This window comes from Flavobacterium paronense, from assembly GCF_030409795.1.
In the GTDB taxonomy this organism is placed as follows: domain Bacteria; phylum Bacteroidota; class Bacteroidia; order Flavobacteriales; family Flavobacteriaceae; genus Flavobacterium; species Flavobacterium paronense.
The window spans coordinates 1-23,901 of the sequence record NZ_JAUFQN010000024.1; the positions used below are offsets into that span (position 1 = coordinate 1).

A 23,901-nucleotide genomic window follows, 5' to 3' on the forward strand; every position below is an offset into this window, starting at 1 on the left:
AAAAATCCCAAACTGTTGTGGTTGGGATTTTAGTATTTATTATTTAAGCTTCACTTTCTTATCCAAATATTCTTGAACAATTTCAATAGCATTGGTCACAACATCACTTAATGCTGTAATGAAACTTCCTTCTTCGGCATTATCGATAGCATGTTTAATAGCTTCAACTTCTTTTTTGATTATCTCTGTAGTAACTGTTTTACCTGATTCGGCAATACCTTCCATAATGAGTCCGATGATTTCTTCTTCCGTTCTACCGCGCAAATGTTTTTCTTGTCGAATGATAATATGATCAAACATACGAGCCGCAATATTGGCACATTCCTTAATGTCTTCGTCACGACGGTCACCAACACCAGCAATAATTCCAATTTTTTTGGTGGCTTCAACACTTTGTAAAAGTCTTCAATACCTTTATACCCAGCAGGATTGTGAGCAAAATCAATTAATACTTTGAATTTTTTAAACTCAAAAATATTCATTCTTCCAGGTGTTTGTGCAGCACTTGGAATAAATGTTTGTAATGATAAACTAATGTCATCCGTTTTAAATCCTTGTAAATAACTTGCTAAAGTGGCAGCTAGAACATTGGCAATCATGAATTTGGCTTTTCCACCCATAGTTAACGGAACGTGAGTAGCTCTTTCGACTCTCATTTTCCATTCTCCTTTTTTGATGGTAATAAATCCATTTTCATAAACAGCTACAATCTTTCCTTCTTTAGAAAACTGTTTTACAATTGGATTATTTTCATCCATACTAAAATAGGCAACATTGCAACTTAATTCGTTTGCGATTTTTAAACATTGCTCATCTTCAGCATTCAAAATGGCCCAACCATCTTTCTTAACACTTTTGACAACCGTACTTTTTACTCGAGCCAAATCATCTAAAGTGTGAATATCGCTCAAGCCCAAATGGTCTTCCTGAATATTAGTAATAATAGCAATATCGCATCGGCTAAAGCCAAGTCCGGAACGAAGAATTCCGCCGCGAGCGGTTTCCAAAACAGCAAATTCGACCGTTGGATCTTTCAAAATATATTCAGCAGAAACGGGTCCGGTAGTATCTCCTTTTTCCATCATATGGTTTTGAACATAAATTCCATCCGATGTGGTGAAACCAACTTTATAACCATTATTTTTTACAATATGTGCTAAAAGTCTTGTCGTAGTAGTCTTTCCATTGGTTCCAGTAACTGCAATTATTGGAATTCGACTCGGTTTCCCAGGAGGATAAAGCATGTCAATAACTGGTGCAGCAACGTTTCTTGGCAGTCCTCTGATGGTGCTAAGTGCATTCGGAATCCTGGTGCAGCATTAACTTCAAGAATACAACCTCCATTTTCTTTCAAAGGTTGGGTTAGGTTTCAGCCATGATATCCACACCACAAATATCTAAACCAATGACACGCGAAATTCTTTCGCAAAGGAAGATGTTTTCAGGGTGCATCATATCGGTAACATCTATAGAAGTTCCGCCAGTACTCAAGTTTGCAGTTGATTTTAGGTATACAGTTTCATCTTTTTTAGGAACGGTTTCTAAAGTGTAATTTAATTTTTCTAATAAATCGGTGGTATCTCTATCAACGTCAATTTGGGTTAACACATTTTCATGTCCGTAACCACGACGTGGATCTTTATTGGTTTCGTCAATTAATTGTTGGATGGTATTTTTCCGTCACCTTTGACATGTGCTGGTTCTCTTTTGGCAGCAGCTACTAATTTATTATCAATAACTAAAACCCTGAAATCATAGCCCGTAATAAATTTTTCAACGATAACGCGATGGCTATATTTTTTGGCATAAGCTAAACCTTCTACTGCATCTTCTCTATTTTTTACGTTGATAGAAGCTCCTTTTCCGTGATTTCCATCTAAAGGTTTTAAAACAATTGGGTAGCCAATTTTTCTGATAACTTCATCTAAATCTTCTTCGTCAACACAAATTCCTCCATTGGCAACCGGAATTGAAGCGGCATCGAGCATTTTTTTAGTTTGTTCTTTATTACAAGCAATATCCACAGCTATGCTACTTGTTTTGCAGGTAATTGTAGCTTGAAAACGCATTTGATTGATACCATAACCTAATTGTACTAATGAATTTGTTCCTAATCGTATCCAAGGAATATCTCTTGCAACAGCTTCTTCAACAATACTTCCTGTAGAAGGTCCAAGACGAACACGCTCTCTAATTTCACGCATTTTTTGAATATCAGCTTCAAGATCATAATCAGTTCCGGCAATTAAAGCTTCTGCAATAGCAACGGCACTTTCGGCTGCAAACATTCCTACATTTTCTTCAGTGTAACTAAAAACAACGTTGTATATTCCTGGAGTTTTGGTTTCGCGAGTTCTTCCAAAACCAGTTTCCATTCCGGCCAAGGTTTGAATTTCTAAAGCAATATGTTCAATTACATGACCCATCCATGTGCCTCGCTCAATACGGGAAAAGAAACCGCCGCGTGTACCTTCGGAGCAACGATGTTCAATCATAGTTGGAAACATAGCTTCTATTCTTTCACGAAAACCTTCAATTTTATTGGTTGGAAATTGTTCCATTTCTTCCAAATCAAGGCGCATTTGGATTAATTTTTTACGTTGAACACTCCAAATATTTGGACCACGAAGTGCTTGTATTTTATCTATTTTCATGATTAAGAATAATTAGTAAAAGTATTTAGTAATGATTTTGTTAAAAATAGGAAATTTTTATTGTTGGGATGTATTTTTTTGAAGAAATGGCAAAAAATAAAAAGGGTATTATAATTTTTTAAAGTTTCAGAATCTCAAAATGTTATGTTTTAGATAAAAAAATGTTTTGTGAAGTTGAATTAAGATAAAGTAACTGAAAAGATTCTTATATTGCACTACAATCTTTTGATGTTTAACTTATTGATTCTTTAAGCTTTGAAAAAAAATCTACTTTATCTATTTATAATTATTGTATCAACTTCTTTTGCTCAGCAACGAAAAGGGCAACTTTATTTGACCTCAGATTCTAAGCACGATTTGTTTGTTTCTTTTGGTTTAAACGTTCCACTTTATTCAACGTCTTTTTTTCAAGAACTTAAAGAAAGTAATCCTGATTTTAAAGTACTTGTTGAAGAGTATGGGATTGAGTTTCAAAAAGGCATTACGATTTCGGAGAACACATTAAATACTATGGAAGAAAATGCCAAGCAGCTCCATGGAAATTATGACGCCGTTAGAAAGCTTCGGAATATATTTAAAATCAAAATTGAAAATCCTACTAACTCACGTCTTTTGGAAGTTGGTATGGCTCTTGAAAAATTGGATGTTGTTGAATACTGTTGTTTGACTTCTCTTCAACCCATAAAACCACCCGTTGATATTGCGCCGACTACAGCAAATTATGAAGCTAATCAAGGTTATATTCAATCAAATCCTGGAGTAAATATGCAATATGCGTGGAATTTAGGTTTGAATGGACAAAATATAAAATTGAGAGATGTTGAATATGGTTTTAATAAAAACCATGAGGAATTAGCTGATGCTAATGCCAGTTTAGCTAGTGGAATGACCATTTCTACAAGCGCTACTGAAGCCTATACGGAGCATGGAACAGGCGTTTTTGGAATTTTGTATGCTGATAAAGGAAGTTATGGTATTTCAGGTTTAGCTTATGGTGCTCAAGAATTAATCTTATTTCCCGAATGGCAGCAATCCGGCTATGATAGAATTAATGCGGTTTCTCAATGTATTAATAATTCTACTAGTGGTAATGTTATTGTTTATGAAATGCAAACCACCGCATTTACTTCTACTGATTATGTAATGGCAGAATACAATCAAGTTATTGGGATTTAACCAAAGCAGCAACTGATTCTGGTATTACTATAGTTGCAGCTGCAGGCAATGGTTCGGTTAATTTAGATTCATCAACCTTTGCAAGTTATATGGCAAGAGGTGATAGCGGTGCCATAATTGTTGGTGCTGGTACTTCAACAGTAAATCATGATAAACTTTCTTTTAGTACTTATGGTTCAAGAGTTGATTTACAAGCTTGGGGAGAAAATGTACAAACAATAGGTAAATTAGGAAATTTTTACACCTTGATAGGGAATGATTTTAATCAAAGTTATGTAACATTTAACGGAACAAGTTCAGCTACACCAATTGTAGCCTCATGTGCAGCAATATTACAATCCATTATTTAGAAATCCTATTAGATAGAGTATTCCTCAGCAATTAAAAAATATAATGCAAGAAACTGGAATTGCTCAAGGAACAGGTGTGTCTGGAAATATAGGACCTATTCCTAATATGCAAGCAGCCATTCAAAGAGTTTTCAATGAATCTTTGGGCGTTAAGGGAGAAGAAAAATTTCAATTTCATATTTATCCAAATCCAATAGCGAATCAGTTTACTATAATGTCAAGTGATTTGATTTCTACTGATGCTGTTATTGAAATTTATACAAGTTTAGGACAATTGGTTTATACTTCTAATTTACCAATTGATAAGATTATTGATGCATCTCAATTATCAAGTGGATTGTACTTTGTTAAAGTTTCTGAAATGGGGAAAAGTTTTATTCAAAAAATTATTAAAAACTAATTCTAGTTTTGGGTAATAAAATCAACTATTTTAAGGTATAATTCTCCGTCATGCATGCTGTGTCCTAATCCAGTTGTTTCTATATAGATGGTGTTTCCCAAGTGCTGGCATATTTCCGACCTTCATCTATTAGTACTACTTTATCCTCTTTATCATGTGCGATAAAAGCTTTTTGGGTAAAGTTTTTGGCAAATTTGTGACCCGAAAAATCATCGATATGAATGTTGAATTTTTCGTGGTAATAATTCTCTAATTGCATTTTAATTCTGTTGTTTAAACTCAGAAGTTTAATGAAGTTGTCACTCAAAATTTTAAAATCGGAAGGCGCTCCAAGTAGAACTATTTTTTCAATTTCTGTATTTTGATATTTGTTCAGATAATAAGCAATAGCAGCGCCACCAATAGAATGACCAATGATAATTTTAGGTTGGTATTTTTGGATTAAAACATGAAGGTATTCTGCGTATTTTGGTGCGTTGAATTCTTTACCATCACTTAATCCATGAGCTGGTGCGTCAATAGCAATAATGGTTTTACCTAAAGGTTTTAAATAAAGTAATAATTTTTTCCAACGAGAAGCATTGCTTTCCCATCCATGAACCAATAGTATTATTTCGTCGTTGCCATGCCAAATGTAGGTTTGAAACTTTTCATTTTGGCATTCAAAGGTTTCATAAGTTACGTTCTGTAATGTTTTTGGCATTTCTCTTTTTTGATTCTGCCTTTTCTGGGTTGACTAAAAAGTTCGTATGCTTTGTTTTTAGCTACTTCCAAATTGACATAGCTCAATACGTTGAGATATATCCCAACTGATTTAGTGATAATAAAGAATTGAATTTTCTTCATAAAAAAATCCCGAATAAATCGGGATTAGTATATTATAGGTGAGCAAATAATTTTTGCATTTTTTCTCTTTCTTCTTCTGCTAAAGAAGCATCTACTAAGATTCTTCCTGAATGTTCATCGGTGATGATTTTCTTTCTAGCAGCAATTTCTACTTGTGTTTGTGGTGGAATCGTAAAGAATGAACCAGCCGAAGCACCACGTTCAATGGATACAACTGCTAAACCATTACGAACACTTGAACGAATTCTTTTGTAAGCTGCTAATAATCTTTCTTCGATTAGCGCTTCATATTCAGCTGATTTCTCGGTTAAGAAGGCTTCCTCTTTTGAGTTTCTGCCATGATATCACTCAATTCAGCTTCTTATGTTTTAACTGTTTTTTTATCAGTGTTTGTAATTTCATTTGATTTGATCTAATCTTGAAATCACTCTTTTTATGATCTATAGAAGCTTTTAATTCTTTAATTTGTTTTTCAGCTAATGAATTTCTAATTCTTGAAATTCTACTTCTTTTGTCAAAGAATTGAATTCTCTATTGTTACGAACTTCTTTTTGTGAGCCGTATATTTTTTTATGGCTGCCTGATGATCGTCAATATTGTTTTTCTTAGTTTTGATTTGCTCTTCTATAGTAACCAAATCACTTTTTAATTTATCTAAACGAGTGCTTAAACCAGTAACTTCATCCTCTAAATCTTCCACTTCCAAAGGCAATTCGCCTCGTACATTTCTGATTTCATCAATTCTTGTATCTATGATTTGAAGGTCATAAATAGCTCTTAATTTGTCTTCAACATTTAGTTCTTTTGTAGTCGCCATATTTTATAAGTACTTAACTGGATTTGTATTTTCTTCCGAAAAAATGATTGCAAAATTAGGGATTTTTTCTTAAGAAAATCAACAATATAATTTTTTGTAAATCTTTCACTTTCAAAGTGCCCAATATCGGCCAAAACCAATTGATTTTCAGCTTCATAAAAGTTGTGATACTTCAAATCAGAAGTCAGGAAAACATCAGCATTTGCCTGAATTGCAATCTTAATAGCAAAACTTCCTGAACCGCCAAGCACAGCAACTTTTTGAATTGGTTTTCCTCGCAATATACTGTGCCGAATTCCGCCACATTGCATTTTGTCTTTTACAAACGCAAAAAAATGGTCTTCGTTCATTGGTTTTTCTAGTTCGCCAATCATTCCCAAACCAATGTTTTGGTGTGTATTTTGCAAATCATAAATCTCATACGCCACTTCTTCGTATACATGATTTTTAAAAAGTGCTTTTAGTATATTGGATTGTAATTGTTTTTCAAAAGTGACTTCGATTTTAATTTCAGGTGTTTCAACAAATTCGAATCGTTCTCCAAGTTGAGGATTGCTGTCTTCGTTTCCCATATAAGTCCCAATACCTTTTGAATTAAAACTACAATCTTCATAATTGCCAATCTTTCCGGCACCGGCATCAAATAAGGCATTGCGCAATTCTTCTACGTTTTCGGGAATGGTATAGGTAATTAGTTTTTGAATAAAGTTCTGTTTGGGAATTAAAATCTTTGTGTTAATCAAACCCAACGCATCTGAAAAAATCTTATTAACACCGTTTTTATGATTGTCTAAAGCTGTATGAACTGCATAAATGGCAATATCATTTTGATGGCTTTAAGAACTGAACGCTCTACATAATTTTTACCCGTAATTTTTTTTATACCTGAGAAAATGATTGGATGAAAGCAAACAACCAAATTACATTTTTGGTAATGGCTTCCTCTATAACAGTTTCCAAAGCATCGTGACAAACCAGAATTCCTGTAGCATCGTTTTCCTGATTTCCAACAAGCAAACCAACGTTATCAAAATCTTCGGCATAAGCCAAAGGCGCCATTTCTTCTAAAATTGATAGTATTTCTTTTATTTTCATGTTGCCCATTGATTTAAATAGTCTAATTACCCAAATACCGTTTACTTTTTCAAGTAGCAAAAAACTACCGCTGTTGTGCTCAATGTTTCTGTAAAAAGCAATTTTAACTAAAGCAAAATTATTGTTATCAAAATATATTGGTTTGTTTATAATCAGTAAACGTTGGTTGTTTAGACCTTCTCGATCAGAAACAGTTTTAAATTCTTCAAAAGATAAACACGCATTAACTTTGCTTTTCAAATATTGATTTTGATTGTCAAATAACAGGTTGTAAGCTACAGACCAATCTTCATCAATGCCAACAATAATTTCTTTTTGATTTCGGCAGCGTTTTTTTTGAGTAAATCACTTTGGGATATTACTTCCAAAACTTCTTCGTTATTTGGTGCTTTTTTGCAATAAAAATTAAGCAATTGTAATCTTCCTTTGGCAATAACTTTTTCGGTTTTATAATATTTGGTAAAAATTATTTTTAGAATAGCAGCATTGTCATTTTCCTGAGAAAATGCTGCTGATGAAAATAAGAAAAAAAATCAAAAATATTTTTAGACACTGTTTTTTCATTGCGTATTGTAATCAGAATAATTTTTATTCAAAGATAAAAAATCGTTACTTTCGTAGTATGAATTTGTTGCGAAAATTACTCTTTCCTTTTGCCATATTGTATGGTTTTATAACTTTTTTAGAAATTATCTTTATGATAAAGGTATACTAAAATCGTATTCAGTTGATATTCCTGTTATTGCTGTTGGGAATTTAAATTTTGGTGGTACTGGAAAAACACCTCAAATTGAGTATTTAATTCGGCTACTTTCGCCTAATTATAAAGTGGCAACCTTAAGTCGTGGTTATAAAAGAAAGTCAGAAGGATTTATTTTGGCTGATGCCAATGCTAATGCGGAAACTCTGGGTGATGAACCTTTTCAGTATTTTAAAAAATTTCCAACTATTCAGGTTGCTGTTGATGCTGACAGACGCAACGGAATCGAACAATTGTTAAAACAAAAAACAAAGCCAGAAATCATTTTGTTAGATGATGCATTTCAACATCGCAAAGTAAAAGCAGGTTTTATATACTCTTGACGGCTTATGACGATTTGTTTTGCGATGATTATATATTGCCAACAGGCAATCTTCGCGAAAGCAGAAACGGAGCTAAAAGAGCGAATTTAATCATTGTAACTAAATGCCCGGCAAACAGTACAGAACTTCAACAAGAAAACATCAAAAAGAAATTAGGAATTGATTTACCAATTTTTTTTAGCTGTGTTTCTTATGACGATAAAGTCTATAATGAAGAAACAACTTTAGCAGTTAGTGAAGTTAAATTAATACAAAAATTTTACTTGCCGGAATTGCAAAACCAAGACCTTTTTTCGAATTTTTACAAGCTGATACTGATGAAATTATGACATTTTCTGACCATCATCATTTTAGTGAGAGCGAAATTTTATCCATTAAAAGTAGAGCCATTGATAAAATCATCGTTACAACTGAAAAAGATTTTGTACGTTTGGATGCTAAAATTTTAAGAAAGCAATTATTTTATTTACCAATAAAAAGTCAATTTTTGAGTAATCAAGAGACTTTTGATCAAACTATTTTAAACTATGTGGGAACTTGTACAAGAAACCGTTAATATATAAAAATAAAACCAATTTCACGCCTGAATATGGTGTTATTTTAGGATCTGGATTAGGAAGTTTTACTGACGATATCACTATTGAATTTACATTACCATACAACGAAATTCCAAATTTTCCTGTGTCAACTGTTCAAGGACATAAAGGAGCTTTGGTTTTTGGAACTATTGGCGATAAAAAAGTGATGGCAATGCAAGGGCGCTTTCATTTTTATGAAGGTTACGACATGAAGCAAGTAACTTTTCCGGTTCGTGTGATGAAATATCTTGGAGTTACTAAATTAGTTGTTTCCAATGCTTCTGGTGGGGTAAATTCTGATTATGAAGTAGGTTCAGTTGTGATTATTAAAGATCATATTAATTTTTTCCCAGAGCATCCGTTACGAGGGAAAAATGACGAGCGTTTTGGCCCTAGATTTTTGAATATGAATGAAGCTTATAATAAAGCTATGATTCAAAAAGCCAAAGTAATAGCAGTTGAAAATAATATTACAGTTCATGATGGTGTTTACCTTGGTTTGCAAGGTCCAACGTTTGAAACTTTTGCTGAATACAAAATGGTAAAAATTCTTGGTGCTGATTGTGTTGGAATGTCTACAGTTCCTGAAGTAATTGTAGCTCGACACATGGGAATCGAATGTTTTGGATTGTCTGTAGTTACAGATATGGGAGATGTTGAAGCAAGTATGGAAGAAGTGAGCCACGATGAAGTTCTAAAAGCAGCAGCAAAAGCGGAACCTCAAGTTAGAAAGTTAATCAAAGAATTAATTCTACAGTTCTAACTCAAATTCAAGGCAATAATTCTGTAGAAATTTTCGGGTTCAAAAGGTTTGGTGATGACATCGGTCATGCCAAAAGATAATAGCATTTCTCTATTTTCATTTAGAGAAATAGCCGTTAACGCAATGATTGGCTTTTTTATATCAAACTCTCTTATTTTTTGTGTTGCAATAGTGCCATTTATGCCTGGTAAATGAACATCCATTAATACTAAATCGAAATTATTTTCTTTGCTCAATAATTCAACAGCATCTTCACCATTGTCAATAATTTGACATATAACCTCCTTTTTCTCCAGCATCTTTTTAGTTACCATTTGGTTGATTTTATTATCTTCTACAACCAAAATATTTTTACCTATTAATATATCATCCGAGTACATTTTTGGTTTTTCAGTGATAACTTCTTTGGTTCCTTTAAATAGATTTAATTCGAAATCAAATGTTGTCCCAACACCAACTTGGCTTTCTAAATTGATTTCTCCTCCAAGTAAATCTACTATTTTTTTTAACAATGGTTAACCTAAACCTGTTCCGCCATATTTTCTGTTTATTTCAATTGAACCTTGCGAAAAACTCTCAAAATAGTTTCCTGTTTATCTTCGGGTATCCCAATTCCAGTATCACTTACTGCAAAATTTATTCTTGAAAAATCATCCCCTGTTTCGATTAATTTAGCCATCACTTTAACTTCCCCATTTTTAGTAAATTTGAGTGCGTTATTAATCAAATTGATAAATATTTGAGAGAGTTTGGTTGGGTCGCCAAGAACTATTTCGGGGATATTTTCATCAATTTCTAAAGTGAATTTATTGTTGTTATTTGAAGCAATTTCAGTCATTGAATTTTGAATATCCAGCAGCAATTGTTTGATGTTAAAATTGATATATTCAATTTCAATGTTGCTTGATTCAATTCGGTTAATTTCTAAGATTTCATTAATAAACGTCAATAAGTAATTGCCTGAAAATTTTAACGAATTTAAATAATGCAATTGATTTGGTTTTGGGTTGTCTTCAAGCAACAAATGTGTAATTCCATTGATTGCATTTAATGGAGTTCTTAATTCATGACTTACAGTTGAAAGGAATTCTGCTCTAGCTTTAGATGCTTTTTCAGCATTATCTTTTGCTATTTGTAATTCAAAATTTTTCTCTTTTAAGATATTGTTTGATGGCTTCTGATAATATTATTTTTATATAATGACAAACTCAAAAGCGACAAAATGGTAATCAGAGCAATAGCTAAAATACTAATAAGCTTAGCAAATTTATTAGTCTTTTGTTGAGCTTCATATTCTTTTGTCATTTGCTCAATGGCCTTCATTCGTTCACTTTCTTTGAAACTTACATAATCATTAACATTTAATTTTTTATTGTACAGATGGGAAAGACTGTCTTTTAATTCTATGTGTGCTTTAAGATAGATGTACGATTTTTTAAGTCAAGAAGTTTCTCGTAAGACATACTTAAATCTAATAATATCTTAGCTTTTTGATCTAAATTTTTATCTTTTGTACTTAAGGTTAACGCTCTATTAAGATAGTTAACGCTTAAATTGTAATGGTTTAATTTTTCTTCAATCGTTCCTAATTGGTAAAAGCTTCGGCTTTGGTTTTAAATAAATCTTTACTATCGTCTTTTGAAATGATTTCATTAAATAACTTGGAAGCCAATTCTGTCTTTCCGTTATTTTTATATAAAATACCTTTTTGTAAATTCATAAAGGGAGAAGCATCGATTTTCAAAACTTTATAAACGGATTCTGCTTTATCAAAACTATCTTCAGCTTTGTCAAATTCTTCCAAACTCATATAACAAAGGCCCATATTGTAGTAACACAAGGCATAATCGGTTGATGGCAAAAGTTGATTGTATAATTCGGCACTATTGGTGAAAGACTCCAGAGCATCATTCATTTTTTTAACTCAAAATACGTTAAGCCAAGCGAAAATAAGGCATCTGCCTTTCCTTTAATTTTATTATTAAGTTTGGCGTAATTAAAAGCTTTCTGAGAAAAAGCTAATGAAGATTTATAGTTGTTTGTCTTTTTATTGAAGTTGGCCAGTTGTATGTAATAAGCAGTACTATCAATTTTTTTTATTGACATTCTTTGCCCAAAAAAGACAATAGGAAATAACAGGAAAATAATTTCCTACATTTAGCCTCCCTAATTTTTATTGGCCAAGCTAAATGAAATGGATTTTGATTTTCCTGTTATTTCCTATTGTCTTTTTGGGCAAAGAATGTCAATAAAAAAAATTGATAGTACTGCTTATTACATACAACTGGCCAACTTCAATAAAAAGACAAACAACTATAAATCTTCATTAGCTTTTTCTCAGAAAGCTTTTAATTACGCCCAAACTTAATAATAAAATTAAAGGAAAGGCAGATGCCTTATTTCGCTTGGCTTAACGTATTTTGAGTTAAAAAAAATGAATGATGCTCTGGAGTCTTTCACCAATAGTGCCGAATTATACAATCAACTTTGCCATCAACCGATTATGCCTTGTGTTACTACAATATGGGCCTTTGTTATATGAGTTTGGAAGAATTTGACAAAGCTGAAGATAGTTTGATATAAAGCAGAATCCGTTTATAAAGTTTTGAAAATCGATGCTTCTCCCTTTATGAATTACAAAAAGGTATTTTATATAAAAATAACGGAAAGACAGAATGGCTTCCAAGTTATTTAATGAAATCATTTCAAAAGACGATAGTAAAGATTTATTTAAAACCAAAGCCGAAGCTTTATACCAATTAGGAACGATTGAAGAAAAATTAAACCATTACAATTTAAGCGTTAACTATCTTAATAGAGCGTTAACCTTAAGTACAAAAGATAAAAATTTAGATCAAAAAGCTAAGATATTATTAGATTTAAGTATGTCTTACGAGAAACTTCTTGACTTAAAAAAATCGTACATCTATCTTAAAGCACACATAGAATTAAAAGACAGTCTTTCCCATCTGTACAATAAAAAATTAAATGTTAATGATTATGTAAGTTTCAAAGAAAGTGAACGAATGAAGGCCATTGAGCAAATGACAAAAGAATATGAAGCTCAACAAAAGACTAATAAATTTGCTAAGCTTATTAGTATTTTAGCTATTGCTCTGATTACCATTTTGTCGCTTTTGAGTTTGTCATTATATAAAAATAATATTATCAGAAGCCAATCAAACAATATCTTAAAAGAGAAAATTTTGAATTACAAATAGCAAAAGATAATGCTGAAAAAGCATCTAAAGCTAGAGCAGAATTCCTTTCAACTGTAAGTCATGAATTAAGAACTCCATTAAATGCAATCAATGGAATTACACATTTGTTGCTTGAAGACCACCCAAAACCAAATCAATTGCATTATTTAAATTCGTTAAAATTTTCAGGCAATTACTTATTGACGTTTATTAATGAAATCTTAGAAATTAACCGAATTGAATCAAGCAACATTGAAATTGAATATATCAATTTTAACATCAAACAATTGCTGCTGGATATTCAAAATTCAATGACTGAAATTGCTTCAAATAACAACAATAAATTCACTTTAGAAATTGATGAAAATATCCCCGAAATAGTTCTTGGCGACCCAACCAAACTCTCTCAAAATTTATCAATTTGATTAATAACGCACTCAAATTTACTAAAAATGGGGAAGTTAAAGTGATGGCTAAATTAATCGAAACAGGGGATGATTTTTCAAGAATAAATTTTGCAGTAAGTGATACTGGAATTGGGATACCCGAAGATAAACAGGAAACTATTTTTGAGAGTTTTTCGCAAGGTTCAATTGAAATAAACAGAAAATATGGCGGAACAGGTTTAGGTTTAACCATTGTTAAAAAAATAGTAGATTTACTTGGAGAGAAATCAATTTAGAAAGCCAAGTTGGTGTTGGGACAACATTTGATTTCGAATTAAATCTATTTAAAGGAACCAAAGAAGTTATCACTGAAAAACCAAAAATGTACTCGGATGATATATTAATAGGTAAAAATATTTTGTTGTAGAAGATAATAAAATCAACCAAATGGTAACTAAAAAGATGCTGGAGAAAAAGGAGGTTATATGTCAAATTATTGACAATGGTGAAGATGCTGTTGAATTATTGAGCAAAGAAAATAATTTCGATTTAGTATTAATGGATGTTCATTTACCAGGCATAAATGGCACTATTGCAACACAAAAAAATAAGAGAGTTTGATATAAAAAAGCCAATCATTGCGTTAACGGCTATTTCTCTAAATGAAAATAGAGAAGAGAAATATTATCTTTTGGCATGACCGATGTCATCACCAAACCTTTTGAACCCGAAAATTTCTACAGAATTATTGCCTTGAATTTGAGTTAGAACTGTAGAATTAATTCTTTGATTAACTTTCTAACTTGAGGTTCCGCTTTTGCTGCTGCTTTTAGAACTTCATCGTGGCTCACTTCTTCCATACTTGCTTCAACATCTCCCATATCTGTAACTACAGACAATCCAAAACATTCGATTCCCATGTGTCGAGCTACAATTACTTCAGGAACTGTAGACATTCCAACACAATCAGCACCAAGAATTTTTACCATTTGTATTCAGCAAAAGTTTCAAACGTTGGACCTTGCAAACCAAGGTAAACACCATCATGAACTGTAATATTATTTTCAACTGCTATTACTTTGGCTTTTTGAATCATAGCTTTATTATAAGCTTCATTCATATTCAAAAATCTAGGGCCAAAACGCTCGTCATTTTTCCCTCGTAACGGATGCTCTGGGAAAAAATTAATATGATCTTTAATAATCACAACTGAACCTACTTCATAATCAGAATTTACCCCACCAGAAGCATTGGAAACAACTAATTTAGTAACTCCAAGATATTTCATCACACGAACCGGAAAAGTTACTTGCTTCATGTCGTAACCTTCATAAAATGAAAGCGCCCTTGCATTGCCATCACTTTTTTATCGCCAATAGTTCCAAAAACAAAGCTCCTTTATGTCCTTGAACAGTTGACACAGGAAAATTTGGAATTTCGTTGTATGGTAATGTAAATTCAATAGTGATATCGTCAGTAAAACTTCCTAATCCAGATCCTAAAATAACACCATATTCAGGCGTGAAATTGGTTTTATTTTTAATATAATTAACGGTTTCTTGTACAAGTTCCCACATAGTTTAAAATAGTTTGATCAAAAGTCTCTTGATTACTCAAAAATTGACTTTTTATTGGTAAATAAAATAATTGCTTTCTTAAAATTTTAGCATCCAAACGTACAAAATCTTTTTCAGTTGTAACGATGATTTTATCAATGGCTCTACTTTTAATGGATAAAATTTCGCTCTCACTAAAATGATGATGGTCAGAAAATGTCATAATTTCATCAGTATCAGCTTGTAAAAATTCGAAAAAAGGTCTTGGTTTTGCAATTCCGGCAAGTAAAATTTTTGTATATTAATTTAACTTCACTAACTGCTAAAGTTGTTTCTTCATTATAGACTTTATCGTCATAAGAAACACAGCTAAAAAAAATTGGTAAATCAATTCCTAATTTCTTTTTGATGTTTTCTTGTTGAAGTTCTGTACTGTTTGCCGGGCATTTAGTTACAATGATTAAATTCGCTCTTTTAGCTCCGTTTCTGCTTTCGCGAAGATTGCCTGTTGGCAATATATAATCATCGCAAAACAAATCGTCATAAGCCGTCAAGAGTATATAAAAACCTGCTTTTACTTTGCGATGTTGAAATGCATCATCTAACAAAATGATTTCTGGCTTTGTTTTGTTTTAACAATTGTTCGATTCCGTTGCGTCTGTCAGCATCAACAGCAACCTGAATAGTTGGAAATTTTTTAAAATACTGAAAAGGTTCATCACCCAGAGTTTCCGCATTAGCATTGGCATCAGCCAAAATAAATCCTTCTGACTTTCTTTTAACCACGACTTAAGGTTGCCACTTTATAATTAGGCGAAAGTAGCCGAATTAAATACTCAATTTGAGGTGTTTTTCCAGTACCACCAAAATTTAAATTCCCAACAGCAATAACAGGAATATCAACTGAATACGATTTTAGTATACCTTTATCATAAAGATAATTTCTTAAAAAAGTTATAAAACCATACAATATGGCAAAAGGAAAGAGTAATTTTCGCAACAAATTCATACTACGAAAGTAACGATTTTTTATCTTTGAATAAAAATTATTCTGATTACAATACGCAATGAAAAAACAGTGTCTAAAAAATTTTTGATTTTTTTTCTTATTTCATCAGCAGCATTTTCTCAGGAAAATGACAATGCTGCTATTCTAAAAATAATTTTTACCAAATATTATAAAACCGAAAAAGTTATTGCCAAAGGAAGATTACAATTGCTTAATTTTTATTGCAAAAAAGCACCAAATAACGAAGAAGTTTTGGAAGTAATATCCCAAAGTGATTTACTCAAAAAAAAACGCTGCCGAAATCAAAAAAGAAATTATTGTTGGCATTGATGAAGATTGGTCTGTAGCTTACAACCTGTTATTTGACAATCAAAATCAATATTTGAAAAGCAAAGTTAATGCGTGTTTATCTTTTGAAGAATTTAAAACTGTTTCTGATCGAGAAGGTCTAAACAACCAACGTTTACTGATTATAAACAAACCAATATATTTTGATAACAATAATTTTGCTTTAGTTAAAATTGCTTTTTACAGAAACATTGAGCACAACAGCGGTAGTTTTTTGCTACTTGAAAAAGTAAACGGTATTTGGGTAATTAAAGACTATTTAAATCAATGGGCAACATGAAAATAAAAGAAATACTATCAATTTAGAAGAAATGGCGCCTTTGGCTTATGCCGAAGATTTTGATAACGTTGGTTTGCTTGTTGGAAATCAGGAAAACGATGCTACAGGAATTCTGGTTTGTCACGATGCTTTGGAAACTGTTATAGAGGAAGCCATTACCAAAAAATGTAATTTGGTTGTTTGCTTTCATCCAATCATTTTCTCAGGTATAAAAAAAATTACGGGTAAAAATTATGTAGAGCGTTCAGTTCTTAAAGCCATCAAAAATGATATTGCCATTTATGCAGTTCATACAGCTTTAGACAATCATAAAAACGGTGTTAATAAGATTTTTTCAGATGCGTTGGGTTTGATTAACACAAAGATTTTAATTCCCAAACAGAACTTTATTCAAAAACTAATTACCTATACCATCCCGAAAACGTAGAAGAATTGCGCAATGCCTTATTTGATGCCGGTGCCGGAAAGATTGGCAATTATGAAGATTGTAGTTTTAATTCAAAAGGTATTGGGACTTATATGGGAAACGAAGACAGCAATCCTCAACTTGGAGAACGATTCGAATTTGTTGAAACACCTGAAATTAAAATCGAAGTCACTTTTGAAAAACAATTACAATCCAATATACTAAAAGCACTTTTTAAAAATCATGTATACGAAGAAGTGGCGTATGAGATTTATGATTTGCAAAATACACACCAAAACATTGGTTTGGGAATGATTGGCGAACTAGAAAAACCAATGAACGAAGACCATTTTTTTGCGTTTGTAAAAGACAAAATGCAATGTGGCGGAATTCGGCACAGTATATTGCGAGGAAAACCAATTCAAAAAGTTGCTGTGCTTGGCGGTTCAGGAAGTTTTGCTATTAAGATTGCAATTCAGGCAAATGCTGATGTTTTCCTGACTTCTGATTTGAAGTATCACAACTTTTATGAAGCTGAAAATCAATTGGTTTTGGCCGATATTGGGCACTTTGAAAGTGAAAGATTTACAAAAAATTATATTGTTGATTTTTAAGAAAAAAATCCCTAATTTTGCAATCATTTTTTCGGAAGAAAATACAAATCCAGTTAAGTACTTATAAAATATGGCGACTACAAAAGAACTAAATGTTGAAGACAAATTAAGAGCTATTTATGACCTTCAAATCATAGATACAAGAATTGATGAAATCAGAAATGTACGAGGCGAATTGCCTTTGGAAGTGGAAGATTTAGAGGATGAAGTTACTGGTTTAAGCACTCGTTTAGATAAATTAAAAAGTGATTTGGTTACTATAGAAGAGCAAATCAAAACTAAGAAAAACAATATTGACGATCATCAGGCAGCCATAAAAAAATATACGGCTCAACAAAAAGAAGTTCGTAACAATAGAGAATTCAATTCTTTGACAAAAGAAGTAGAATTTCAAGAATTAGAAATTCAATTAGCTGAAAAACAAATTAAAGAATTAAAAGCTTCTATAGATCATAAAAAGGAAGTGATTTCAAATTCTAAAGAAAAATTAGATCAAAAATCAACTCACTTAAAACATAAGAAAGCTGAATTGAGTGATATCATGGCAGAAACTCAAAAAGAGGAAGCCTTCTTAACCGAGAAATCAGCTGAATATGAAGCGCTAATCGAAGAAAGATTATTAGCAGCTTACAAAAGAATTCGTTCAAGTGTTCGTAATGGTTTAGCAGTTGTATCCATTGAACGTGGTGCTTCGGCTGGTTCATTCTTTACGATTCCACCACAAACACAAGTAGAAATTGCTGCTAGAAAGAAAATCATCACCGATGAACATTCAGGAAGAATCTTAGTAGATGCTTCTTTAGCAGAAGAAGAAAGAGAAAAAATGCAAAAATTATTTGCTCACCTATAATATACTAATCCCGATTTATTCGGGATTTTTTTATGAAGAAAATTCAATTCTTTATTATCACTAAATCAGTTGGGATATATCTCAACGTATTGAGCTATGTCAATTTGGAAGTAGCTAAAAACAAAGCATACGAACTTTTTAGTCAACCCAGAAAAGGCAGAATCAAAAAAGAGAAAATGCCAAAAACATTACAGAACGTAACTTATGAAACCTTTGAATGCCAAAATGAAAAGTTTCAAACCTACATTTGGCATGGCAACGACGAAATAATACTATTGGTTCATGGATGGGAAAGCAATGCTTCTCGTTGGAAAAAATTATTACTTTATTTAAAACCTTTAGGTAAAACCATTATTGCTATTGACGCACCAGCTCATGGATTAAGTGATGGTAAAGAATTCAACGCACCAAAATACGCAGAATACCTTCATGTTTTAATCCAAAAATACCAACCTAAAATTATCATTGGTCATTCTATTGGTGGCGCTGCTATTGCTTATTATCTGAACAAATATCAAAATACAGAAATTGAAAAAATAGTTCTACTTGGAGCGCCTTCCGATTTTAAAATTTTGAGTGACAACTTCATTAAACTTCTGAGTTTAAACAACAGAATTAAAATGCAATTAGAGAATTATTACCACGAAAAATTCAACATTCATATCGATGATTTTTCGGGTCACAAATTTGCCAAAAACTTTACCCAAAAAGCTTTTATCGCACATGATAAAGAGGATAAAGTAGTACTAATAGATGAAGGTCGGAAATATGCCAGCACTTGGGAAAACACCATCTATATAGAAACAACTGGATTAGGACACAGCATGCATGACGGAGAATTATACCTTAAAATAGTTGATTTTATTACCCAAAACTAGAATTAGTTTTTAATAATTTTTTGAATAAAACTTTTCCCCATTTCAGAAACTTTAACAAAGTACAATCCACTTGATAATTGAGATGCATCAATAATCTTATCAATTGGTAAATTAGAAGTATAAACCAATTGTCCTAAACTTGTATAAATTTCAATAACAGCATCAGTAGAAATCAAATCACTTGACATTATAGTAAACTGATTCGCTATTGGATTTGGATAAATATGAAATTGAAATTTTTCTTCTCCCTTAACGCCCAAAGATTCATTGAAAACTCTTTGAATGGCTGCTTGCATATTAGGAATAGGTCCTATATTTCCAGACACACCTGTTCCTTGAGCAATTCCAGTTTCTTGCATTATATTTTTTAATTGCTGAGGACTCAAATAGGCATTTCTTAAACTAAAATAATAGGATTGTAATATTGCTGCACATGAGGCTACAATTGGTGTAGCTGAACTTGTTCCGTTAAATGTTACATAACTTTGATTAAAATCATTCCCTATCAAGGTGTAAAAATTTCCTAATTTACCTATTGTTTGTACATTTTCTCCCCAAGCTTGTAAATCAACTCTTGAACCATAAGTACTAAAAGAAAGTTTATCATGATTTACTGTTGAAGTACCAGCACCAACAATTATGGCACCGCTATCACCTCTTGCCATATAACTTGCAAAGGTTGATGAATCTAAATTAACCGAACCATTGCCTGCAGCTGCAACTATAGTAATACCAGAATCAGTTGCTGCTTTGGTTAAATCCCAAATAACTTGATTGTATTCTGCCATTACATAATCAGTAGAAGTAAATGCGGTGGTTTGCATTTCATAAACAATAACATTACCACTAGTAGAATTATTAATACATTGAGAAACCGCATTAATTCTATCATAGCCGGATTGCTGCCATTCGGGAAATAAGATTAATTCTTGAGCACCATAAGCTAAACCTGAAATACCATAACTTCCTTTATCAGCATACAAAATTCCAAAAACGCCTGTTCCATGCTCCGTATAGGCTTCAGTAGCGCTTGTAGAAATGGTCATTCCACTAGCTAAACTGGCATTAGCATCAGCTAATTCCTCATGGTTTTTATTAAAACCATATTCAACATCTCTCAATTTTATATTTTGTCCATTCAAACCTAAATTCCACGCATATTGCATATTTACTCCAGGATTTGATTGAATATAACCTTGATTAGCTTCATAATTTGCTGTAGTCGGCGCAATATCAACGGGTGGTTTTATGGGTTGAAGAGAAGTCAAACAACAGTATTCAACAACATCCAATTTTTCAAGAGCCATACCAACTTCCAAAAGACGTGAGTTAGTAGGATTTTCAATTTTGATTTTAAATATATTCCGAAGCTTTCTAACGGCGTCATAATTTCCATGGAGCTGCTTGGCATTTTCTTCCATAGTATTTAATGTGTTCTCCGAAATCGTAATGCCTTTTTGAAACTCAATCCCATACTCTTCAACAAGTACTTTAAAATCAGGATTACTTTCTTTAAGTTCTTGAAAAAAAGACGTTGAATAAAGTGGAACGTTTAAACCAAAAGAAACAAACAAATCGTGCTTAGAATCTGAGGTCAAATAAAGTTGCCCTTTTCGTTGCTGAGCAAAAGAAGTTGATACAATAATTATAAATAGATAAAGTAGATTTTTTTTCAAAGCTTAAAGAATCAATAAGTTAAACATCAAAAGATTGTAGTGCAATATAAGAATCTTTTCAGTTACTTTATCTTAATTCAACTTCACAAAACATTTTTTTATCTAAAACATAACATTTTGAGATTCTGAAACTTTAAAAAATATAATACCCTTTTATTTTTTTGCCATTTCTTCAAAAAAAATACATCCCAACAATAAAAATTTCCTATTTTTAACAAAATCATTACTAAATACTTTTACTAATTATTCTTAATCATGAAAATAGATAAAATACAAGCACTTCGTGGTCCAAATATTTGGAGTGTTCAACGTAAAAAATTAATCCAAATGCGCCTTGATTTGGAAGAAATGGAACAATTTCCAACCAATAAAATTGAAGGTTTTCGTGAAAGAATAGAAGCTATGTTTCCAACTATGATTGAACATCGTTGCTCCGAAGGTACACGCGGCGGTTTCTTTCCCGTATTGAGCGAGGCACATGGATGGGTCATGTAATTGAACATATTGCTTTAGAAATTCAAACCTTGGCCGGAAGGGAAACTGGTTTGGAAGAACTCGCGAAACCAAAACTCCAGGAATATACAACGTTGTTTTTAGTTACACTGAAGAAAATGTAGGAATGTTTGCAGCCGAAAGTGCCGTTGCTATTGCAGAAGCTTTAATTGCCGGAACTGATTATGATCTTGAAGCTGATATTCAAAAAATGCGTGAAATTAGAGAGCGTGTTCGTCTTGGACCTTCTACAGGAAGTATTGTTGAAGAAGCTGTTGCAAGAGATATTCCTTGGATACGATTAGGAACAAATTCATTAGTACAATTAGGTTATGGTATCAATCAAATGCGTTTTCAAGCTACAATTACCTGCAAAACAAGTAGCATAGCATAGTGGATATTGCTTGTAATAAAGAACAAACTAAAAAAATGCTCGATGCCGCTTCAATTCCGGTTGCCAATGGAGGAATTTGTGTTGACGAAGAAGATTTAGATGAAGTTATCAGAAAAATTGGCTACCCAATTGTTTTAAAACTTTAGATGGAAATCACGGAAAAGGAGCTTCTATCAACGTAAAAAATAGAGAAGATGCAGTAGAAGGTTTAGCTTATGCCAAAAAATATAGCCATCGCGTTATCGTTGAAAAATTTATTACGGGCTATGATTTCAGGGTTTTAGTTATTGATAATAAATTAGTAGCTGCTGCCAAAAGAGAACCAGCACATGTCAAAGGTGACGGAAAAAATACCATCCAACAATTAATTGACGAAACCAATAAAGATCCACGTCGTGGTTACGGACATGAAAATGTGTTAACCCAAATTGACGTTGATAGAGATACCACCGATTTATTAGAAAAATTAAATTACACTTTAGAAACCGTCCTAAAAAAGATGAAACTGTATACCTAAAATCAACTGCAAACTTGAGTACTGGCGGAACTTCTATAGATGTTACCGATATGATGCACCCTGAAAACATCTTCCTTTGCGAAAGAATTTCGCGTGTCATTGGTTTAGATATTTGTGGTGTGGATATCATGGCTGAAAACCTAACCCAACCTTTGAAAGAAAATGGAGGTTGTATTCTTGAAGTTAATGCTGCACCAGGATTCCGAATGCACTTAGCACCATCAGAAGGACTGCCAAGAAACGTTGCTGCACCAGTTATTGACATGCTTATCCTCCTGGGAAACCGAGTCGAATTCCAATAATTGCAGTTACTGGAACCAATGGAAAGACTACTACGACAAGACTTTTAGCACATATTGTAAAAAATAATGGTTATAAAGTTGGTTTCACCACATCGGATGGAATTTATGTTCAAAACCATATGATGGAAAAAGGAGATACTACCGGACCCGTTTCTGCTGAATATATTTTGAAAGATCCAACGGTCGAATTTGCTGTTTTGGAAACCGCTCGCGGCGGAATTCTTCGTTCCGGACTTGGCTTTAGCCGATGCGATATTGCTATTATTACTAATATTCAGGAAGACCATTTGGGCTTGAGCGATATTCACACTTTAGATGATTTGGCTCGAGTAAAAAGTACGGTTGTCAAAAGTGTTAAGAAAGATGGTTGGGCCATTTTGAATGCTGAAGATGAGCAATGTTTAAAAATCGCAAACGAATTAAGTTGCAATGTTGCCTATTTTAGTATGGATGAAAATAATCCAATTGTAAAACAGTTTTCTAAAGAAGGAAAGATTGTAGCTGTTTATGAAATGGATTTATTACCATCAAAAAAGGAGAATGGAAAATGAGAGTCGAAAGAGCTACTCACGTTCCGTAACTATGGTGGAAAAGCCAAATTCATGATTGCCAATGTTCTAGCTGCCACTTTAGCAAGTTATTTACAAGGATTTAAAACGGATGACATTAGTTTATCATTACAAACATTTATTCCAAGTGCTGCACAAACACCTGGAAGAATGAATATTTTTGAGTTTAAAAAATTCAAAGTATTAATTGATTTGCTCACAATCCTGCTGGGTATAAAGGTATTGAAGACTTTTTACAAAGTGTTGAAGCCACCAAAAAAATTGGAATTATTGCTGGTGTTGGTGACCGTCGTGACGAAGACATTAAGGAATGTGCCAATATTGCGGCTCGTATGTTTGATCATATTATCATTCGACAAGAAAAACATTTGCGCGGTAGAACGGAAGAAGAAATCATCGGACTCATTATGGAAGGTATTGCCGAATCAGGTAAAACAGTTACTACAGAGATAATCAAAAAAGAAGTTGAAGCTATTAAACATGCTATCGATAATGCCGAAGAAGGAAGTTTCATTACAGCATTAAGTGATGTTGTGACCAATGCTATTGAAATTGTTCAAGAATATTTGGATAAAGAAAGTGAAGCTTAAATAATAAATACTAAAAATCCCAAACCACAACAGTTTGGGATTTTATCTTTTTAATAGATGAGAAAACTACTA

General features: G+C 32.5%; 24 protein-coding genes and 9 pseudogenes. 20 read left to right on the top strand and 13 right to left on the bottom strand.

Features of this window, described 5'->3' with window-relative positions; all coding sequences use genetic code 11:
* Positions 1-39 precede the first annotated feature (39 nt).
* Positions 40-2,654, bottom strand: a pseudogene (gene cphA, locus QWY90_RS15575) (cyanophycin synthetase).
* Between the two features lie 255 nt (positions 2,655-2,909).
* Between cphA and QWY90_RS15580 the strand changes: the two are divergent.
* The 3 genes from QWY90_RS15580 to QWY90_RS15590 are packed head-to-tail and all read left to right on the top strand — an operon-like array spanning position 2,910 to position 4,580.
* A complete protein-coding gene (locus QWY90_RS15580) occupies positions 2,910-3,830 on the top strand; it encodes a S8/S53 family peptidase (RefSeq protein ID WP_290287038.1) in 921 nt (306 codons plus the stop codon).
* Between the two features lie 29 nt (positions 3,831-3,859).
* Positions 3,860-4,180: a S8 family serine peptidase gene (locus QWY90_RS15585; protein WP_290287051.1), complete on the top strand. Its 321-nt coding sequence runs from the start codon at positions 3,860-3,862 to the stop codon at positions 4,178-4,180.
* Positions 4,181-4,223: 43 nt separating this feature from the next.
* A complete protein-coding gene (locus QWY90_RS15590; RefSeq protein WP_290287014.1) occupies positions 4,224-4,580 on the top strand; it encodes a T9SS type A sorting domain-containing protein in 357 nt (118 codons plus the stop codon).
* A gap of 79 nt (positions 4,581-4,659) precedes the next feature.
* Here QWY90_RS15590 and QWY90_RS15595 read toward each other — a convergent pair whose 3' ends face one another.
* The 4 genes and pseudogenes from QWY90_RS15595 to QWY90_RS15610 form a co-directional block, all read right to left on the bottom strand.
* Positions 4,660-5,283: an alpha/beta fold hydrolase gene (locus QWY90_RS15595; RefSeq protein WP_290287039.1), complete on the bottom strand. Its 624-nt coding sequence runs from the start codon at positions 5,281-5,283 to the stop codon at positions 4,660-4,662.
* Positions 5,259-5,426: a hypothetical protein gene (locus QWY90_RS15600; RefSeq protein WP_290287040.1), complete on the bottom strand. Its 168-nt coding sequence runs from the start codon at positions 5,424-5,426 to the stop codon at positions 5,259-5,261. Before QWY90_RS15600 ends, QWY90_RS15595 begins: the two co-directional genes overlap by 25 nt.
* A gap of 32 nt (positions 5,427-5,458) precedes the next feature.
* Positions 5,459-6,243 (bottom strand): annotated as a pseudogene (locus QWY90_RS15605) (zinc ribbon domain-containing protein).
* 3 nt (positions 6,244-6,246) lie between these two features.
* A pseudogene (locus QWY90_RS15610) lies at positions 6,247-7,338 on the bottom strand (Nif3-like dinuclear metal center hexameric protein).
* A gap of 622 nt (positions 7,339-7,960) precedes the next feature.
* Here QWY90_RS15610 and lpxK (QWY90_RS15615) point away from each other — a divergent pair.
* Both lpxK (QWY90_RS15615) and QWY90_RS15620 read left to right on the top strand, forming a co-directional pair.
* Positions 7,961-8,977: pseudogene (gene lpxK / locus QWY90_RS15615) on the top strand (tetraacyldisaccharide 4'-kinase).
* A pseudogene (locus QWY90_RS15620) lies at positions 8,949-9,762 on the top strand (purine-nucleoside phosphorylase). The pseudogenes lpxK (QWY90_RS15615) and QWY90_RS15620 overlap by 29 nt, the downstream one beginning before the upstream one ends.
* Here QWY90_RS15620 and QWY90_RS15625 read toward each other — a convergent pair.
* The 5 genes from QWY90_RS15625 to QWY90_RS15645 form a co-directional block, all read right to left on the bottom strand.
* A complete protein-coding gene (locus tag QWY90_RS15625) occupies positions 9,759-10,274 on the bottom strand; it encodes an ATP-binding response regulator (RefSeq protein WP_290287041.1) in 516 nt (171 codons plus the stop codon). The pseudogene QWY90_RS15620 and the gene QWY90_RS15625 overlap by 4 nt on opposite strands.
* Before the next feature lie 35 nt (positions 10,275-10,309).
* Positions 10,310-10,924 carry a histidine kinase dimerization/phospho-acceptor domain-containing protein gene (locus QWY90_RS15630; RefSeq protein ID WP_336622175.1) on the bottom strand — a complete coding sequence of 205 codons (615 nt, stop codon included), beginning with the start codon at positions 10,922-10,924 and terminating at the stop codon, positions 10,310-10,312.
* Positions 10,918-11,085 (bottom strand): hypothetical protein, encoded by a 168-nt coding sequence (locus tag QWY90_RS15635; RefSeq protein WP_290287042.1) that lies wholly within the window; start codon positions 11,083-11,085, stop codon positions 10,918-10,920. Before QWY90_RS15635 ends, QWY90_RS15630 begins: the two co-directional genes overlap by 7 nt.
* Positions 11,086-11,347: 262 nt before the next feature.
* Positions 11,348-11,677, bottom strand: coding sequence for a tetratricopeptide repeat protein (locus QWY90_RS15640; RefSeq protein ID WP_290287044.1), 330 nt, complete (start codon positions 11,675-11,677; stop codon positions 11,348-11,350).
* Complete coding sequence (locus tag QWY90_RS15645) at positions 11,674-11,868, bottom strand: hypothetical protein (RefSeq protein WP_290287045.1); 195 nt, start codon at positions 11,866-11,868, stop codon at positions 11,674-11,676. The genes QWY90_RS15640 and QWY90_RS15645 overlap by 4 nt, the downstream gene beginning before the upstream one ends.
* A 417-nt stretch (positions 11,869-12,285) precedes the next feature.
* On the opposite strand from QWY90_RS15645, the gene QWY90_RS15650 reads away from it, so the two are divergent.
* The 5 genes from QWY90_RS15650 to QWY90_RS15670 all read left to right on the top strand — a co-directional run bounded on the left by QWY90_RS15650 (position 12,286) and on the right by QWY90_RS15670 (position 13,969).
* On the top strand, positions 12,286-12,345 hold the full coding sequence (locus tag QWY90_RS15650; protein ID WP_290287053.1) for a hypothetical protein: 60 nt from the start codon (positions 12,286-12,288) through the stop codon (positions 12,343-12,345).
* A 92-nt stretch (positions 12,346-12,437) separates the two neighbouring features.
* A complete protein-coding gene (locus QWY90_RS15655) occupies positions 12,438-12,983 on the top strand; it encodes a hypothetical protein (protein ID WP_290287046.1) in 546 nt (181 codons plus the stop codon).
* Between the two features lie 86 nt (positions 12,984-13,069).
* The gene (locus tag QWY90_RS15660; protein ID WP_290287054.1) at positions 13,070-13,387 is read left to right on the top strand and encodes a sensor histidine kinase; all 318 of its coding nucleotides are present in this window, start codon (positions 13,070-13,072) and stop codon (positions 13,385-13,387) included.
* A complete protein-coding gene (locus QWY90_RS15665) occupies positions 13,384-13,644 on the top strand; it encodes an ATP-binding protein (protein ID WP_290287048.1) in 261 nt (86 codons plus the stop codon). Before QWY90_RS15660 ends, QWY90_RS15665 begins: the two co-directional genes overlap by 4 nt.
* Before the next feature lie 151 nt (positions 13,645-13,795).
* Entirely contained in the window at positions 13,796-13,969 is a 174-nt protein-coding gene (locus QWY90_RS15670; protein WP_290287049.1) for a response regulator, read from the top strand.
* A 143-nt stretch (positions 13,970-14,112) separates the two neighbouring features.
* Here QWY90_RS15670 and QWY90_RS15675 read toward each other — a convergent pair.
* Together QWY90_RS15675 and lpxK (QWY90_RS15680) are read right to left on the bottom strand one after the other, a co-directional pair.
* A pseudogene (locus tag QWY90_RS15675) lies at positions 14,113-14,925 on the bottom strand (purine-nucleoside phosphorylase).
* A pseudogene (lpxK, locus tag QWY90_RS15680) lies at positions 14,897-15,913 on the bottom strand (tetraacyldisaccharide 4'-kinase). Before lpxK (QWY90_RS15680) ends, QWY90_RS15675 begins: the two co-directional pseudogenes overlap by 29 nt.
* A gap of 271 nt (positions 15,914-16,184) precedes the next feature.
* Between lpxK (QWY90_RS15680) and QWY90_RS15685 the strand changes: the two are divergent.
* From QWY90_RS15685 to QWY90_RS15700, 4 genes and pseudogenes are all read left to right on the top strand, one after another.
* Positions 16,185-16,541, top strand: a complete 357-nt coding sequence (locus QWY90_RS15685) for a hypothetical protein (RefSeq protein ID WP_290287050.1) — start codon at positions 16,185-16,187, stop codon at positions 16,539-16,541.
* A pseudogene (locus tag QWY90_RS15690) lies at positions 16,538-17,628 on the top strand (Nif3-like dinuclear metal center hexameric protein). Before QWY90_RS15685 ends, QWY90_RS15690 begins: the two are co-directional and overlap by 4 nt.
* A 3-nt stretch (positions 17,629-17,631) precedes the next feature.
* On the top strand, positions 17,632-18,411 hold the full coding sequence (locus QWY90_RS15695) for a zinc ribbon domain-containing protein (RefSeq protein WP_290285869.1): 780 nt from the start codon (positions 17,632-17,634) through the stop codon (positions 18,409-18,411).
* 32 nt (positions 18,412-18,443) lie between these two features.
* Positions 18,444-19,289 carry an alpha/beta hydrolase gene (locus QWY90_RS15700; protein ID WP_290285870.1) on the top strand — a complete coding sequence of 282 codons (846 nt, stop codon included), beginning with the start codon at positions 18,444-18,446 and terminating at the stop codon, positions 19,287-19,289.
* A gap of 2 nt (positions 19,290-19,291) precedes the next feature.
* On the opposite strand, the gene QWY90_RS15705 is transcribed toward QWY90_RS15700, so the two are convergent.
* Entirely contained in the window at positions 19,292-20,965 is a 1,674-nt protein-coding gene (locus QWY90_RS15705; protein ID WP_290285871.1) for a S8/S53 family peptidase, read from the bottom strand.
* A 348-nt stretch (positions 20,966-21,313) separates the two neighbouring features.
* Here QWY90_RS15705 and QWY90_RS16275 point away from each other — a divergent pair.
* From QWY90_RS16275 to QWY90_RS16305, 6 genes and pseudogenes are all read left to right on the top strand, one after another.
* Positions 21,314-21,444, top strand: a pseudogene (locus QWY90_RS16275) (cyanophycin synthetase family protein); the annotation flags it as partial.
* A 3-nt stretch (positions 21,445-21,447) separates the two neighbouring features.
* Positions 21,448-21,582: a hypothetical protein gene (locus tag QWY90_RS16280; protein WP_369281114.1), complete on the top strand. Its 135-nt coding sequence runs from the start codon at positions 21,448-21,450 to the stop codon at positions 21,580-21,582.
* Positions 21,543-21,851, top strand: coding sequence for a hypothetical protein (locus QWY90_RS16285; RefSeq protein ID WP_369281112.1), 309 nt, complete (start codon positions 21,543-21,545; stop codon positions 21,849-21,851). The genes QWY90_RS16280 and QWY90_RS16285 overlap by 40 nt, the downstream gene beginning before the upstream one ends.
* A gap of 531 nt (positions 21,852-22,382) precedes the next feature.
* A complete protein-coding gene (locus QWY90_RS16290; protein ID WP_369281110.1) occupies positions 22,383-22,670 on the top strand; it encodes a hypothetical protein in 288 nt (95 codons plus the stop codon).
* Between the two features lie 53 nt (positions 22,671-22,723).
* Positions 22,724-23,221 (top strand): Mur ligase family protein, encoded by a 498-nt coding sequence (locus QWY90_RS16295; RefSeq protein WP_369281113.1) that lies wholly within the window; start codon positions 22,724-22,726, stop codon positions 23,219-23,221.
* A gap of 239 nt (positions 23,222-23,460) precedes the next feature.
* The gene (locus QWY90_RS16305) at positions 23,461-23,829 is read left to right on the top strand and encodes a hypothetical protein (RefSeq protein WP_439108581.1); all 369 of its coding nucleotides are present in this window, start codon (positions 23,461-23,463) and stop codon (positions 23,827-23,829) included.
* Positions 23,830-23,901: the final 72 nt, after the last annotated feature.